Here is a 14,820-nt window from a genome sequence, read left to right as displayed (position 1 = left end):
CACAACTGTATTCTCTAAAAAATTATAGCAGATATTAAGAAAAAATCCGATAAAAATGAAACTTTTTGCGAAATCAATCGTATTTCTTATTGTACAGGAACCGTACAATACTATTACTTATTCCAAGAGGAGGATTTGTATGTTTCAATTTTTTAACCGAATGAAAACCATTGTCAGTTCCGAACTGAACGCAATGATTGATAAGGCGGAAGATCCTGTCAAGATGTTAGACCAGTACTTGCGGGATATGGGCAAGGATATTGAAGATGTCGAAGCTGCTGTAGCGAAACAGATGGCCAATGAAAAAATGCTGAAGCGTAAAGCAAATGATGCAAAGGCAATGGTGGAAAAGCGGCAGGAACAAGCTGAAAAAGCAGTAGAAGCAGATAATGACGAGCTGGCAACAAAGGCATTGGAAGATAAAAGAAATCAGGAAAAATCGTATGCATCTCTGCAATCTTCCTGGGAGCGTGCAGATGGGGACGTGCAAGTTTTAAAAGAAAAATTATCGGAAATGAAAAAAGAATACCAAGAAATGAAATTGAAGAAAGATTCCTTGCAGGCACGTGCAGAATCTGCAAAAACAAAAACAAAAATGAATCGTACGATGTCTTCTATCGGCAGCGATCAATCTCGCCAAGGATTTGAAAGAATGGAAGAAAAAGTACTTCAATATGAAGCGGAAGCCGAAACGTCAGAAGATTTAAATGAAAGTGCGCGCACACTGGACGATGAATTTGAAGCATTGGAAAATAATAATGGTGTGGATGATGAACTGGCTGAATTGAAAAAGAAATTGAAAAAATAACTTTTAAAAAAAGATGCATGAAATTAGCTGATAACGGGAAGACACAATACAAAACCTAATAATCATTCAAGTTATGTAAAAGGAGAGATTTGAAGTGAAAGTATCTTTTCATGGACATTCTGTAGTAAAAGTAGACACCGGAAACCATCGTATCATTATTGACCCGTATATCAATGGAAATGAGGCATGTGATTTAAATCCTAGTACAGAAAAAGCAGATGTGATTCTGCTGACTCATGCCCATAATGATCATGTCGGAGATACAGAGGAAATAGCTAAAAATAATGACGCTCTCGTTGTAGCACCGACAGAACTTGCTAATCACCTTGCGTCAAAAGGACTAAACACACATCCTTTGCATATTGGCGGTTCCCGTGAATTTGAATTTGGCAAAGTACAATTGACTCAGGCATTTCACGGATCAGCCTATAATGAAGAGGATGGATCAGTCGTTTACGGCGGTATGCCCGCAGGAATACTTCTTACTGTAAATGACAAAACGATTTATCACTTAGGCGATACAGCGTTATTTAGCGATTTAAAAATGTATGGTGAATTAAATGACATTGATATTGCCTTTATTCCAATCGGTGATAATTTTACAATGGGACCAACTGATGCATTGCTTGCAGCTGAATGGGTAAATGCCAAGAAAGTTGTTCCTGTGCATTATAATACATTCCCGCCAATTGTGCAGGATGCGGAAGCCTGGGCGTCTAAAGTGAAGGCTGGTAATGCACATGTAATGCAAATCGGGGAAACAATTACGTTATCCTCTTAAAAGCACATTACTAACAACTGAAATAGATTGATGCAGAATAAAACCGCAGTGTGTCATACAGCTCTGCGGTTTTATTTTGCATAGAAACAAGCATCTCTCATACACTTATAAAAAGGAGGATGCCGTTTTGAAAACCAATATTATTTTAAGATTGTTATTAGTTGCTTTTTTTATCTACATTGCCTGGCCGAGAATTCCGCAATCTTCCAGCTCATTGGAATTTTTGTTTTGGGGTTGCTGGTTGTTATTTGCATTTGTCTTTATAGCTGCCAATTTTGCAACACTATTAAAAATGTCTCGCCCTCCAGTTATGGAACAGGAGGGAATAAATAAAAAGAAACTGCGCAGCCATTGAGTTTTAGCTGTACCAATTGTATAATAAAACTAATATGTTTTATATAGTACAGTTGGAAGGTGATGGCAGATGGCAACGAAGCATGAACAAATTTTACAACATATTTTATCCTTGCAAGTAGGCAGCAAGATATCTGTCCGCCAAATTGCAAAGGAATTGAATGTGAGTGATGGAACTGCTTATCGGGCAATCAAAGAAGCTGAAAATCAAGGGATTGTCAGTACGATTGAACGGGTAGGAACCATCCGGATTGAGAAGAAAAAGAAGGATAACTTTGAAGAACTGACCTTTGCCGAAGTTGTCAATATTATAGATGGACAAGTACTTGGCGGTAGAGGCGGTCTGCATAAAACACTCCGCAAATTTGTCATTGGCGCCATGCAATTGAACGCAATAAAGCGTTATACACAGGCAGATTCGTTATTAATTGTCGGGAATCGCCTTGAAGTGCATCGATTTGCTTTAGAAGCTGGAGCGGCAGTGCTTATTACTGGAGGGTTTGATACAGATGATTCTATAAAACAGCTTGCCAACGAAAAACAACTGCCCATTATTTCAACAAGTTATGATACGTTTACAGTTGCAGCAATGATTAATCGTGCCATTTATGATCAATTAATAAAGAAAGAAATTGTTTTTGTTGGAGATATTGCTACACCTTTTGAATCGGCCTATTATTTAACAACCAAACAACAGGTCAAAGATTGGTATATTAATAATGAGGTTTCTTCCCATACACGATTTCCAGTAGTAGATGACCGCATGAAAGTTGTAGGCATGGTTTCCTCACGTGACATTGTTGGAAAAGAGCAAGGTACATTTGTTGATCGTATCATGAGTCGAAAACCTATTGTCGTTCAGGAAAAAACGTCTTTAGCCTCTGTGGCGCACATGATGGTATGGGAAGGAATTGAACTTGTTCCAGTAGTGGACGAGTCGCAAATACTGAAAGGTGTTGTTTCCAGGCAGGATGTATTGAAGGCAATGCAGCAAATCCAGAGGCAGCCTCAAGTTGGAGAAACCATCGAGGATATTGTTGCTACGAATATGTCAGAGATGCCAAATGAAGATGGTTTATTTGAAGCGCATGTTATACCGCAAATGACCAATCATTTAGGAACGTTATCGCATGGTGTATTTACAGCTTTAATTGCCGAAGCATGCGAAAAAATGATGAAAATAGAAAAAGATGCGGAAATCTCGATTGAAAACATTACGGTTTATTTCAATAAACCTGTACCCATCGACAGCATGTTACAGGTTAAACCGACGCTGCTGGATGTCGGCCGTTTATATGCGAAAATAGATGTAGAAGTCATTCATGAACAAACAACGGTTGGCAGGTCGTTAATTATGGCTCAGTTAATTAATCGTTAACGGATTTATAAAAAATGAGGGATAGAAAAAAGAGGATATTGACAGATTGTGAAAACGCAGGCGAAATCAAATGAAAAACAACTGGATTCAATCAAATTCCAGTTGTTTTTCAACAGACGACTTTATTCTGGGTATAATCGTCTCCACTCTTTTTGATAATGATGTGCTTCCTTAAAGCCTCGGATAAGCTGCATGACTCCAAAAATAAAGATAACAAGCCCGATAAACAAACTGAGTTGTGTGAGATAGAGTGCGTATTGGTTAATGGCAAAAGCTATCAAAAATGCTCCCAGGCAGGATCTGGCTCTGCCATTGAAATATTTTTGTGTTAATGTACTTTTCTCTTTCAGGATTGCTACTTTATAATAGATATAAAAGACAGCTGAAATGATAATTATTATTGGGAAAATAACCATGTAAACGCTCCTAATTACATAATCTGAAATTCTATGTTCATTGTACCGTTTTTTAAAGGATTAATCCAGGAGAATTCATGGTTATAATAGATATTGAAAAGGAGATTGTCATGGAAAAAACAAAAATTATTAAAGCGATTGAAGAAAATAAAAAAATTATTATACACCGGCATGTCAGACCTGATCCGGATGCGATTGGTTCACAGATGGGTTTAAAAGCATTAATCAAACATTCTTTTCCTGAAAAAGAAGTGTATGCCACAGGGGAGAATATTTCTTCGTTAACCTTTTTAGCACAGATGGATGACGTGCCCGATGATGTCTACAGAGGAAGCCTGGTGATTGTCTGTGACACGGCGAATCAGCCGCGAATTGATGATGAACGTTATCATACAGGTGATCAGCTGATAAAAATTGATCATCATCCGGTTACAGATTCTTACGGGGATACAGAATGGGTATCTACGGATGCCAGTTCCACCTCGGAAATGATTGTTGAGCTTGCTTTAGAGGCACAATCACGAGGATGGGCTTTAAATAAGGAAGCAGCCCGGTTGTTATATGCAGGAATTGTTGGAGATACAGGCCGATTTAAATTTCCGAGCACAACTGTTAAAACGTTTCAATATGCCGGAGAGCTGGTTCGTTTTGATTTTGACCGGACAGCGCTGTACGATGGGTTATATCAGGCAGAAGAGAAGGTTTTACGGCTGAGCGGCTATATTTTACAGCATTTTCAGTTATCCGAGAATGGGTTGTGTGTCATTAAATTAACAACGGAATTACTGAAAAAATATAATGTCAGCGTGGAAGAATCCAATCAATTAGTGCAGGTAGTATCAGATGTGAAAGGAATGAAGGCCTGGGTCTTTTTTATTGAGGAAGCAAATCAAATCCGTGTACGTATCCGCTCCAAAGGTGCTACTATCAATCAGGTAGCAGGTATGTATAACGGCGGGGGACATCCGTTAGCTTCCGGTGCAACCGTGTATTCATGGGAAGAGGCAAATGATTTAGCAGCTGACTTAGAAAAAGTATGCAGGGAATATGTGTAAAGCAATCATGTATCCGGGGCCGTTAGAATAGATTCAGTTTACTCATTTCTAAGGGTGTTATGAGCAAAATAGGATGGAAGGCATAACACCTTAGAATGTTCTTTGAATCGTTGTAGTAACAAGCAACGTCTCTATCTATATCACCTCACAGAATCTGGTAAAACAATGATTTTTAGATCTGGTCCAAAGACAATTTGTTTGACTGTGAATTGATAGCTCATGCTATCGAGCGTGAAGGATTTGTTTTCAATCGCCGCGATTAGCAGTTTATCAGAACGCGATACAAGTTCTACTTCCTCGCCGATAACATGATTTATCTCTTCACGGATTAACGCATCCAGCTGATCCTGCATGAGTAAATCAATTCGCATGGATTCCGGATCCTCGATTTCGACGGTGATTTTGGAAATGGTGAGCGGCTGTTTGTTTTGCTCGCTTAAATCTTCTTTATCTTTTAAAAGCGTTTCGTTTGTCTGTTCTAACTCGGTTACTTCATTGGATAATTCAATATTTTCTTGTAATAATTCTTCGTACATGGTTTCGTACATATAGATAAAGATGATATAGGAAAGGATGCTGCCAAAAAAGAATCCGACAAAAATAAGCTGCCAGCTTGTTTTTTTATGATAAGGAGGAATATGCATCAGGGAACATCTCCTTGCGAAAACCATTGAATAATAATCAGGCCGACTTTTACACCGCCCATTGCGGATAGAATGAGTAATATTTGTTTGATTAAATCCATAGGCGTACCATCAAATAACCCTCTTTCAAAGTTGGCGATAGCATCAAAGGTACCTCCAATGGCAGCGACTATCCCCCAAATTCTTAAGCGTTCTGCGATGCGGTTCATCGAGGTCAGCGCAGCATCTCCGGTAGCGAAATCGCCAATGCTTCCAATAATAGAACCGCCGATAATAACCCCTAAAGCAATGAAAAAACAATGAATAAATGCAGCGAAAAAACGTTCCTCCATACAGACACTCCTTACGATACTGCTTGTCTTATAATTGGCCACCCTAGTAATTGGAGGTGCTATATTCTATCTTATGAAGGAAGCAGCCGGGATATGAAAAATAAGAATGTATCATATTTCAGGATTTATCTGAATAGCTACATTCCGCTTCCAACGTTAAAAAACAAAATCAATAGGCACATATGTACTATCTTGTTATAATAGGTATAGAAAGAAGGCGGGTAGAATGACGTACACACATATATCAGTGAAAAGCGGTTATAGTTTAATGAAGAGCACCATCTCTATACAAAAGCTTGTTCAAAAAGCAAAAAAGTATCATTATCAAAGCTTATGTTTAACAGACGAGGCTGTTCTTTATGGTGCCGTTTCATTCTATAAAGCTTGTATAAGCCAAGGGATTAAACCGATTATCGGGATGACTGTGACGTTACAAATGGAAGAAAATGAGCAGGGTCATCCGATTATTGTTCTTGCCCAAAATAAGACAGGCTATCAACAGTTGTTAAAGTTAAGTACCTATTTGCAAACCAGCCAACTCGATAAGCTACCCGTTAAGCAGCTTGCTGCATATACAGATGGCGTCATTGGCATACTGCCTGGAAAATCATTTTTACAAGTAAATAATAATCTTGCAGAAATGGATGAAGCGCTGCTCTTTCAGCAGCTGAAAGAAGCCGAATCCTGCTTTCAGGATGGCAATTTTTATATTGGCCTGGATGCCGAATGGCATCAGCTGCCAATATGGAAAGCGTTCGATTTCCACTATGTTGCTATGCTGGATGTTTTTTATTTGGATGAACAAGATGTATTTGCTTATGATTGCTTGCAATCAATGCGTTTGGGAGAAAAGTGGGCCCCTAAAAAAAAGCAAGATTTACCCCAAGGTCATCATTTTGCTTCTCCAGAGGAAATGAAGGAATGGTTTCGTGCCTGGCCGGAACTGTTGGATAAAACGGAAGAAATCACGAATAAGTGTACAACGTATTTACATTTTGATGAACAGCATCTGCCATCTTTTCCTACACCGGATCAATTCACAGCAGATACTTATTTGCGTGAATGCTGTGAAAAAGGATTGCAGGAACGCTATAAAACGATTACAGAAGCACATCGGAATCGGTTGGAATATGAACTGGAAACAATTACAAACATGCATTATAGTGATTATTTTTTAATTGTTGCTGATTTTATTCAATTTGCCAAAGCGAATCATATTATGGTCGGACCGGGCAGGGGATCGTCAGCGGGCTCCATCGTTGCTTATATTTTAGGAATCACAGAGGTCGATCCACTAAAATATAATCTGATATTTGAACGGTTTTTAAATCCCCAGAGACTGACCATGCCGGACATAGACGTAGATTTTTCCGATATGCGGCGTGATGAAGTCATTGATTATGTGAGAAACAAATACGGGGAGGAACATGTTGCGCAGATTATTACGTTTGGCACGTTTGCTGCACGTTCTGTGCTTCGTGAACTGATGAAGACAATGGATGTTCATGAACAGGATGCCCGTTATATTTTACAAGAGATGAAGCGGGTGTCTCCAGGAAATATTCAACAATTCTTACAGGATGCAACCGAGTTAGCTGTGTATGTGAAAACATCTGAAAAATTAAAGGTTTTGTTTACAATAGCCATTAAATTAGAGGGATTACCAAGAAATATATCTACCCATGCTGCAGGCGTTGTTATCAGTGAACGGCCTTTAGTTGCAGATGTTCCTCTAACAAATGGAACAGGGGAAACTTATCTGACGCAATACGCCATGAATGAATTGGAAGCAGCAGGACTGCTGAAAATGGATTTTTTGGGACTCAGAAACCTTTCGTTAATAGAAAGAGTAGCAAAGGGAGTGGCCTTTACCTATAAGAAGGATGAGGTATTAGCAGATATTCCTGAGCAGGATGAAAAGACGTTTGCTATGTTACGAAACGGCAAAACGAGCGGAGTCTTTCAATTGGAGTCCGCGGGGATGCAAAATGTTCTTAAAGAATTGAAACCATCCTCATTCGAGGATATTGTGGCAGTAAATGCATTGTATCGTCCAGGTCCGATGGATTTCATTCCTGTTTATATCCGACGGAAATTTAAGCAGGAGCCAGTCACTTATCCGCACCCAGATTTGGAGCCGATTTTAAAATCGACATATGGTGTACTGATTTATCAGGAACAAATTATGCAGATTGCCCATCGCATTGCCGGATTCAGCCTTGGCGGGGCAGATATTTTAAGAAGGGCTGTCAGCAAGAAGGAAAAAGGCGTCATGCAGCAGCAGGAAGAAGCTTTTATCGAAGGGTGCCTCAAGAATGGTTACTCTCAAGCTGTAGCCGGTGAAATTTTTAGCTGGATTGTCCGTTTTTCCAATTATGGATTTCCAAGAAGTCATGCGGTAGCTTATAGTAAAATATCTTATCAGCTCAGCTTTTTAAAAGCACATTATCCGGAAGTATTCTTTTCATGTCTGTTAACGGATGCGAAAAATCAGCCTGAAAAAATGTCTGCTTATCAGGAGTCCTTAAAAGAACTTGCTATTGATATGCTTCCGCCGCATATTAATCGGAGTTACCAGCAATTCACGGTTGAAAAAAAGAAGGTGCGTACGGGTTTAGCTGCTATTAAAGGAATGAGCTATCAAGCATTGGTTCATATTTTAGAGATCCGTAAAGAAGCTCCTTTCGCCAATTTTTTTGATTTTTGTATGCGGATTGATATAAAAAAAGTAAATCGTGCCTCGATTCGAAATCTTGTTTTAGCTGGTGCGTTTGATACATTTCATTCCAACCGGGCAAGCCTAATCGCCACTATTGAGCCGGCGCTCGAACAAAAGGAGCTTTTTCAGGGGATGTTTGAAGATGCTTCCTTATTCCAAAATGCATTGGAATATACGGAGGCAGAAGATTATACGATGATACAGAAACTCACTTTTGAAAAAGAATTGATGGGGATCTATCTATCGGATCATCCATTTGAAAGTTACCGGAATGTGTTAAGAGCAAACGGCATTCTTTCTTTCAAACAGGCGGAGCAGTTTGTTGGGAAAAGAAAAGAAATTTTCACGGCCGGCGTTGTGGAAGAAATAAAAGTGATTCGCACCAAAAACAAAGAAAGAATGGCCTTTTTGACTGTATCGGATGAAGATAAAAAGATGGACGCTGTCATTTTTCCGGATTTATTTCGCCACATTTCAAACCGTCTGGAGGAAGAACAAATGGTTTGGATGCGTGTAGTTGTAGAAGAACGGAACAGGAAGCTGCAGTTTATTATAAAAGAAATAACCGCTTTTGACCTCTCTGAAGTAAGTATACCAGAGACAAGTAAATTATTTATCCGAATGACGAATCAAGATAAAAGGAATGTTTTAAACTATTTGCAGCAGCTGGCGGAGGAACATCCGGGGATTACGCCGATAATTGTGTATCATCCTGCCAATAAAGAAACTTACCGGCTTGCAAACAGTTACTCGCTTCAGTTAACAGAAAAGGAAATGAGGCAGCTGAAAAATAAATTCGGAAATGATAATGTGATTGTAAGATGACTGTTCTCTTTTAAGAGAACGTGCAAATAACATCAGCAAAAGAATATAAATGGATCTTCGGTTAAAACAATATAGCTGGCTGCCGATACACTTCCAATGGTGTATGGTCCGGCATCGTTTAACCGGAGAATCCTTTTATCATTTTGCTGCACATACACACACTATCCTGTTATTGAAAAGATCATAATTTAACAGTTGCAGATACTTTACACAAGCTCTTCATCTGTTATAATGAAAGGGATTTAAAAGGCTTGAACCAATATGTAAGCGTGAGTCATTTTACATATTACTTACAGTATTCAAAGGAGCGGAATTCAATGGCAAAGCTACGAGATGAGGCATTACATTTACACGAACAGAAACAAGGTAAATTGGAAGTGAAAGCAAAGGTACCAGTTAAAAACAAGGAAGATTTAAGTTTAGCATATTCTCCGGGAGTAGCGGAGCCTTGTAAAGAAATTTACGAGCATAAAGAAACGGTCTATGATTATACAATGAAGGGGAATATGGTTGCAGTAGTAAGTGACGGTTCTGCTGTTTTGGGTCTTGGCAATATTGGTGCAGAGGCCTCCCTGCCGGTTATGGAAGGGAAGGCAGTACTATTTAAAGGGTTTGCAGGGGTAGATGCTTTTCCAATCTGTCTGGGTACCCAAGACGTCGATAAAATCGTAGAGACTGTTAAATTAATGGAGCCGACCTTTGGCGGAGTTAATTTGGAAGATATCGCAGCGCCCAATTGCTTTATTATAGAAGAACAATTGAAAAGAGAGACGAATATTCCTATTTTTCATGATGACCAGCATGGTACTGCAATTGTCACCATTGCAGGTCTGATGAATGCTTTAAAATTAGTGGGTAAAGATTTTTCAAATATAAAAGTGGTGGCAAATGGAGCAGGTGCTGCTGGTATTGCCATTATCCGGTTATTAAGAAGTTTAGGCGTTCATGATATGATTATGTGTGACTCCAGAGGAGCAATTTATGAAGGGCGCACCGGAGGAATGAATAAGGTAAAAGAAAAGGTTGCCAAATATACGAATGCACAAAAAATCGAAGGAAGTCTGGAAGATGTATTAGAAGGTGCAGATGTATTTATCGGTGTTTCCGTAGGCGGTGCTTTAACAAAAGAGATGGTTGAGAAGATGAATGATGATGCCATTATTTTTGCGATGGCGAACCCGGATCCGGAAATTCTACCGGAGCCAGCAAAAGAAGCTGGAGCAAAAGTTATCGGCACAGGCCGGTCTGATTTCCCAAACCAGGTAAATAATGTGCTTGCGTTCCCAGGGATTTTTCGAGGAGCTTTAGATGTGAGAGCAACTCGTATCAATGAAGAGATGAAAATTGCTGCTGCGGAAGGAATTGCTTCTTTGATTGAAGAGGCGGAACTGAATGAAGATTATGTCATCCCTTCTCCGTTTGATAGCAGGGTAGCACCACTTGTAGCCAAACACGTTGCTGATGCAGCGATGAAAACGGGGGTCGCCCGTATTCAAGTTGATCCTGAGGAAGTAGCGGAAAAGACGAGAGTTCTTACCAAAGAAATTAATAAATAATTTGACTTGATTGTGATTCCTCTGAGATATTTTTGATCTTAAAATGTCTCAGGGGGATTTTTTGCTGGCGGAAATTTTTCAAGTCATTCTTACGGGCATATGTAGATTTTTCCTTTTTTACGTTTTAGATGAAGCGACTAAAAAACGTGTGAATAAGCGAATAAAAACCTTTTATTACCATTACATTGATATATAAATTAGTATGAATGAAAACAACGTGATTGCGCGACTCGCCATCAGGTGGTAATCTATTGGTTGGGTTTCTATTTCATTTTACAGTGATTGTTTAAAAAGAACTGGCTTCTTGCAACAGAATGAGCAATCACAATCTGAAGCGGTTTAAGGCGCTGTAACCAAGCAGACTCGGAGTTTTTAGTCGACAGAACCTTTTCCAGATTCTTTTTGAACATGTACTATTATAACTCGGTAAAATAGTTTACAATGGTAAGATAAGAAAAACGTTCTTATTTGACATCTAATAGAATGCTGGTTAGTATTTGCAATTTATTTAATATATACTTTATACAAACATGACCTAGCAGTAGCAAAAGGGGGGATAAGCTTTGCCACTTAAAGATTTTTTCGGCAAGCGTAAAAAGTATGCATCGATCCCGAGCGAGAAAGCAAAAGTAGATGTTCCAGAGGGATTAATGCAGAAGTGTGATAATTGTAAACAGATTTATTATCGAAAAGAAATAGCCAACGCTTTATATGTTTGTCCAAACTGCGGGTACCACCATCCGTTGAGAGCTTGGACAAGAATTGAGAGTTTATTTGACGAAGAAACATTTGAAGAATGGGACCAGGGATTGACATCAGCAAATCCGCTTGATTTTCCTGACTATGAGTCTAAGATTAAAAAAGACCGTCAAAAAACAGGCCTTAATGAAGGAATAGTTACCGGAACAGGAGCAGTTGAGGGGAATCAGATTGCTTTTGCAGTGATGGATTCCAACTTCCGAATGGGAAGTATGGGCTCTGCAATCGGAGAAAAGATTACAAGAGCTATCGAGAATGCCAGAGAAGAATCCATTCCTTTTATTATATTTACAGCCTCTGGTGGGGCACGTATGCAAGAAGGCCTTTTAAGCTTAATGCAGATGGCAAAGACATCTTTTGCTGTGAAACGATTCAGGGATAGCGGTAATTTAATGATTTCTGTTATGACCCATCCAACTACTGGTGGTGTATCCGCAAGTTTCGCTTCGATTGGAGATTATAATTTTGCTGAACCGGGAGCGCTCATTGGTTTTGCAGGCCGCAGAATTATCGAGCAGACCATTCGGGAAAAACTGCCGAATGATTTCCAGACTGCTGAGTTTCAATTGCAGCATGGTCAATTAGACAAGGTTATTCACCGCCATGATATGAAAAAAACGCTTGGAAAGATACTATCCATGCATGCGGATGGGAGGTAATCAAACGTGACACAGATATTAGAATTTGAACAACCGATCGTAAATTTAAAAGAAAAGATTAAAGAGCTGAAAACATTCACAGAAAACAGTGATATTGATTTACGAGAAGAAATCAAGACGCTGGAAGAGCGTTTAGCCAAACTGGAAGATGATATCTATGGGAATCTGAAGCCATGGAATCGGGTACAGATGGCAAGACATGCTGATCGACCTACCACGCTTGAATATGTGGATAGGTTATTTGAAGACTTTATTGAATTTCATGGAGACCGTCTATTTGGTGAAGATGAAGCAATTGTGTCTGGTATAGCTTATTATAAGAAACAACCGGTCACTGTGATTGGTCATCAGCGCGGAAAAGATACGAAAGAAAATATTAAACGTAATTTTGGAATGCCGCATCCGGAAGGCTATCGAAAAGCGCTGCGCCACATGAAACAGGCAGAGAAGTTTCATCGACCTATCATTACTTTTATTGATACAAAAGGAGCTTACCCGGGCAAAGCTGCCGAGGAAAGAGGGCAGAGTGAAGCGATTGCTAAAAACTTAATGGAAATGGCCGGATTAACAGTGCCTATTGTATGTATTGTCATTGGTGAAGGCGGAAGCGGCGGTGCATTAGGAATCGGAGTAGGAAATCGTGTCCATATGCTGGAGAATTCTACATATTCCGTGATATCTCCAGAAGGTGCAGCTGCTATTCTTTGGAAAGATGCAGGGGAAGCACAGCGGGCTGCTGAAACCATGCAGATTACAGCTCCGGACTTAAAAAAATTGGATGTTATTGATGAAGTGATACCGGAACCAAAAGGTGGAGCACATCGGGATATTGACGCGCAAGCTGTCTTTATTGATCAAGTACTTGAAAAATCAATAAATGAATTGAAAGGATTGTCATCTGAGGATATTGTAGAAGAAAGATGGCAAAAATATAAAAAGATTGGTTCATTTCAAAAGGTATAATGGTTTATAAAGGCTGAGAATGAATATCAGCCTTTATTTTAATTTGGATTATAATGAAAGAATCATGTAAAATAGATGATGTGGCAGACGAAAGATACATTCTATCATCAATGATTTATCTGTTTTGATTTATAATAACTCTTCCCAACGAGTTTCTTTATCTTGTATGTATACTTAAAAGGTTTCACGTGTTTTGAAAGTCCGGTACCGGGAATGCAGTTAAATAGAAAGTTATTTGATGATAGCAGCTGGTTTTCAGCCGAAGAAGAATACCGGATGGAATCAACATTTGAATATACTTAAAGAGGATGTTCAAAAACCAATAAAAATGACACGGCAGGAAAGGGGACTTCTGTTAAGAATGTCTGCGTCCTGTGGAAGTCTGTACGTAAAAGCTCATTGCCTTAAACTTTCGACGCACAGCTCTTTACGATGGGGCAAGTAAGCGCAGCCCCAAATGTTTCCGATCGGGCGAGTAAGCCCAGCTCCAGGACACCTGAGACCTTAGCCGACTTGGTCCTATTTATCGGACTTTTTGAACACGTACTAAAAACGGTGCATGGCAATACTTTAACATGAAGGTGGGTAAATAAATGAAAAGAATTGGTGTGTTAACAAGTGGTGGAGACGCTCCGGGTATGAATGCTGCCATCAGGGCAGTTGTTAGAAAGGCGATCTATCATGACATGGAAGTATTTGGCATCAAAAATGGTTACCAGGGTTTGATGGAGGGGAATTTTGAAAGAATGCACCTTGGTTCTGTCGGTGATATTATTCACCGTGGCGGCACCATCCTATTTTCAGCCAGAAGTGAAGAATTTAAAACCGATGAAGGCCAGGAAAAAGCAGTCGAGCAAATGAAGAAAGCTGGCATAGAAGGTTTAGTTGTTATCGGTGGTGATGGCAGTTTTAAAGGCGCGCAAAAGCTGACAGCAAAAGGGATTCCTTGTATTGGTGTGCCAGGAACAATTGATAATGATATCGCAGGAACGGATTTTACCATTGGATTTGATACATCTCTGAATACCATTATAGAAGCTGTCGATAAAGTTCGCGATACCGCTACTTCTCATGAACGGACGTATATCATAGAAGTAATGGGCCGCGATGCAGGAGATTTAGCATTATGGGCAGGATTGTCTGTTGGTGCAGAAAGCATTCTGATCCCTGAACAAAAGGAAGAATTCTCAGAGATTGTTGACCGGTTAAACCGGGGCCATAAGCGTGGCAAAAAGCATAGTATTATCCTGCTTGCTGAAGGTGTCGGCAGTGGATTTGAAGTTGGAAAATATATTGAAGAAACCACGGATTTAGAAACACGCGTCACGGTGTTGGGACACATTCAACGTGGTGGTTCACCAACCGGTCAGGACCGGGTATTAGCAAGCCGCCTTGGTGCTGCAGCAGTGGAGTTGCTTTTAAATAATAAAAGCAAACGGATGGTTGGTATTCGAAACAACCAAATTGTGGATAATGATATGGATGAGATTTTAAAACGGAAGCATCATATTAATAATGAAATGTTCCAGTTATCTAAAGAACTATCTATCTAATGAGGAAGGCTAAAAGCC

13 protein-coding genes are annotated in these 14,820 nt (G+C 39.5%); 10 read left to right on the top strand and 3 right to left on the bottom strand.

The window, feature by feature from the left end; all coding sequences use genetic code 11:
- Positions 1 to 139 precede the first annotated feature (139 nt).
- The 4 genes from B7E05_RS14845 (at position 140) to B7E05_RS14830 (ending at position 3,321) form a co-directional block, all read left to right on the top strand.
- Entirely contained in the window at positions 140 to 808 is a 669-nt protein-coding gene (locus B7E05_RS14845) for a PspA/IM30 family protein (protein ID WP_080874935.1), read from the top strand.
- Between the two features lie 94 nt (positions 809 to 902).
- The gene (locus B7E05_RS14840; RefSeq protein ID WP_080874934.1) at positions 903 to 1,589 is read left to right on the top strand and encodes a metal-dependent hydrolase; all 687 of its coding nucleotides are present in this window, start codon (positions 903 to 905) and stop codon (positions 1,587 to 1,589) included.
- A 127-nt stretch (positions 1,590 to 1,716) separates the two neighbouring features.
- Entirely contained in the window at positions 1,717 to 1,944 is a 228-nt protein-coding gene (locus tag B7E05_RS14835; protein ID WP_080874933.1) for a hypothetical protein, read from the top strand.
- 69 nt (positions 1,945 to 2,013) lie between these two features.
- Positions 2,014 to 3,321: a DRTGG domain-containing protein gene (locus tag B7E05_RS14830; RefSeq protein WP_080874932.1), complete on the top strand. Its 1,308-nt coding sequence runs from the start codon at positions 2,014 to 2,016 to the stop codon at positions 3,319 to 3,321.
- 122 nt (positions 3,322 to 3,443) lie between these two features.
- Here B7E05_RS14830 and B7E05_RS14825 read toward each other — a convergent pair whose 3' ends face one another.
- Positions 3,444 to 3,737 carry a YtpI family protein gene (locus B7E05_RS14825; protein ID WP_080874931.1) on the bottom strand — a complete coding sequence of 98 codons (294 nt, stop codon included), beginning with the start codon at positions 3,735 to 3,737 and terminating at the stop codon, positions 3,444 to 3,446.
- Between the two features lie 110 nt (positions 3,738 to 3,847).
- Between B7E05_RS14825 and B7E05_RS14820 the strand changes: the two genes are divergently transcribed.
- The gene (locus tag B7E05_RS14820; RefSeq protein WP_080876325.1) at positions 3,848 to 4,792 is read left to right on the top strand and encodes a DHH family phosphoesterase; all 945 of its coding nucleotides are present in this window, start codon (positions 3,848 to 3,850) and stop codon (positions 4,790 to 4,792) included.
- Between the two features lie 140 nt (positions 4,793 to 4,932).
- On the opposite strand, the gene ytrI is transcribed toward B7E05_RS14820, so the two are convergent.
- Together ytrI and ytrH are read right to left on the bottom strand one after the other, a co-directional pair.
- On the bottom strand, positions 4,933 to 5,436 hold the full coding sequence (gene ytrI / locus B7E05_RS14815) for a sporulation membrane protein YtrI (RefSeq protein ID WP_080874930.1): 504 nt from the start codon (positions 5,434 to 5,436) through the stop codon (positions 4,933 to 4,935).
- On the bottom strand, positions 5,436 to 5,768 hold the full coding sequence (gene ytrH / locus B7E05_RS14810) for a sporulation membrane protein YtrH (RefSeq protein WP_040979768.1): 333 nt from the start codon (positions 5,766 to 5,768) through the stop codon (positions 5,436 to 5,438). The genes ytrI and ytrH overlap by 1 nt, the downstream gene beginning before the upstream one ends.
- A gap of 226 nt (positions 5,769 to 5,994) precedes the next feature.
- On the opposite strand from ytrH, the gene dnaE reads away from it, so the two are divergent.
- The 5 genes from dnaE (at position 5,995) to pfkA (ending at position 14,802) form a co-directional block, all read left to right on the top strand.
- The gene (dnaE, locus tag B7E05_RS14805) at positions 5,995 to 9,312 is read left to right on the top strand and encodes a DNA polymerase III subunit alpha (protein WP_080874929.1); all 3,318 of its coding nucleotides are present in this window, start codon (positions 5,995 to 5,997) and stop codon (positions 9,310 to 9,312) included.
- A 317-nt stretch (positions 9,313 to 9,629) separates the two neighbouring features.
- On the top strand, positions 9,630 to 10,868 hold the full coding sequence (gene ystJ / locus B7E05_RS14800) for an NADP-dependent malic enzyme (protein ID WP_080874928.1): 1,239 nt from the start codon (positions 9,630 to 9,632) through the stop codon (positions 10,866 to 10,868).
- 563 nt (positions 10,869 to 11,431) lie between these two features.
- Positions 11,432 to 12,286 carry an acetyl-CoA carboxylase, carboxyltransferase subunit beta gene (gene accD / locus B7E05_RS14795; RefSeq protein ID WP_080874927.1) on the top strand — a complete coding sequence of 285 codons (855 nt, stop codon included), beginning with the start codon at positions 11,432 to 11,434 and terminating at the stop codon, positions 12,284 to 12,286.
- 6 nt (positions 12,287 to 12,292) lie between these two features.
- Positions 12,293 to 13,249: an acetyl-CoA carboxylase carboxyl transferase subunit alpha gene (accA, locus tag B7E05_RS14790; protein WP_080874926.1), complete on the top strand. Its 957-nt coding sequence runs from the start codon at positions 12,293 to 12,295 to the stop codon at positions 13,247 to 13,249.
- A gap of 593 nt (positions 13,250 to 13,842) precedes the next feature.
- Positions 13,843 to 14,802 (top strand): 6-phosphofructokinase, encoded by a 960-nt coding sequence (pfkA, locus tag B7E05_RS14780; protein ID WP_080874924.1) that lies wholly within the window; start codon positions 13,843 to 13,845, stop codon positions 14,800 to 14,802.
- Positions 14,803 to 14,820: the final 18 nt, after the last annotated feature.

The organism is Oceanobacillus timonensis, from assembly GCF_900166635.1.
GTDB classification, from domain to species: domain Bacteria; phylum Bacillota; class Bacilli; order Bacillales; family Amphibacillaceae; genus Oceanobacillus; species Oceanobacillus timonensis.
Note: the sequence above shows the minus strand (reverse complement) of the source record. Positions and strands in the feature narration are given on the sequence as shown.

Coding starts and splice junctions, on each gene's coding strand:
- B7E05_RS14845 (WP_080874935.1), top strand. CDS start 140: ATGTTTCAATTTTTTAACCGAATGAAAACCATTGTCAGTTCCGAACTG.
- B7E05_RS14830 (WP_080874932.1), top strand. CDS start 2,014: ATGGCAACGAAGCATGAACAAATTTTACAACATATTTTATCCTTGCAA.
- B7E05_RS14825 (WP_080874931.1), bottom strand. CDS start 3,737: ATGGTTATTTTCCCAATAATAATTATCATTTCAGCTGTCTTTTATATC.
- B7E05_RS14820 (WP_080876325.1), top strand. CDS start 3,848: ATGGAAAAAACAAAAATTATTAAAGCGATTGAAGAAAATAAAAAAATT.
- ytrI (WP_080874930.1), bottom strand. CDS start 5,436: ATGCATATTCCTCCTTATCATAAAAAAACAAGCTGGCAGCTTATTTTT.
- ytrH (WP_040979768.1), bottom strand. CDS start 5,768: ATGGAGGAACGTTTTTTCGCTGCATTTATTCATTGTTTTTTCATTGCT.
- dnaE (WP_080874929.1), top strand. CDS start 5,995: ATGACGTACACACATATATCAGTGAAAAGCGGTTATAGTTTAATGAAG.
- ystJ (WP_080874928.1), top strand. CDS start 9,630: ATGGCAAAGCTACGAGATGAGGCATTACATTTACACGAACAGAAACAA.
- pfkA (WP_080874924.1), top strand. CDS start 13,843: ATGAAAAGAATTGGTGTGTTAACAAGTGGTGGAGACGCTCCGGGTATG.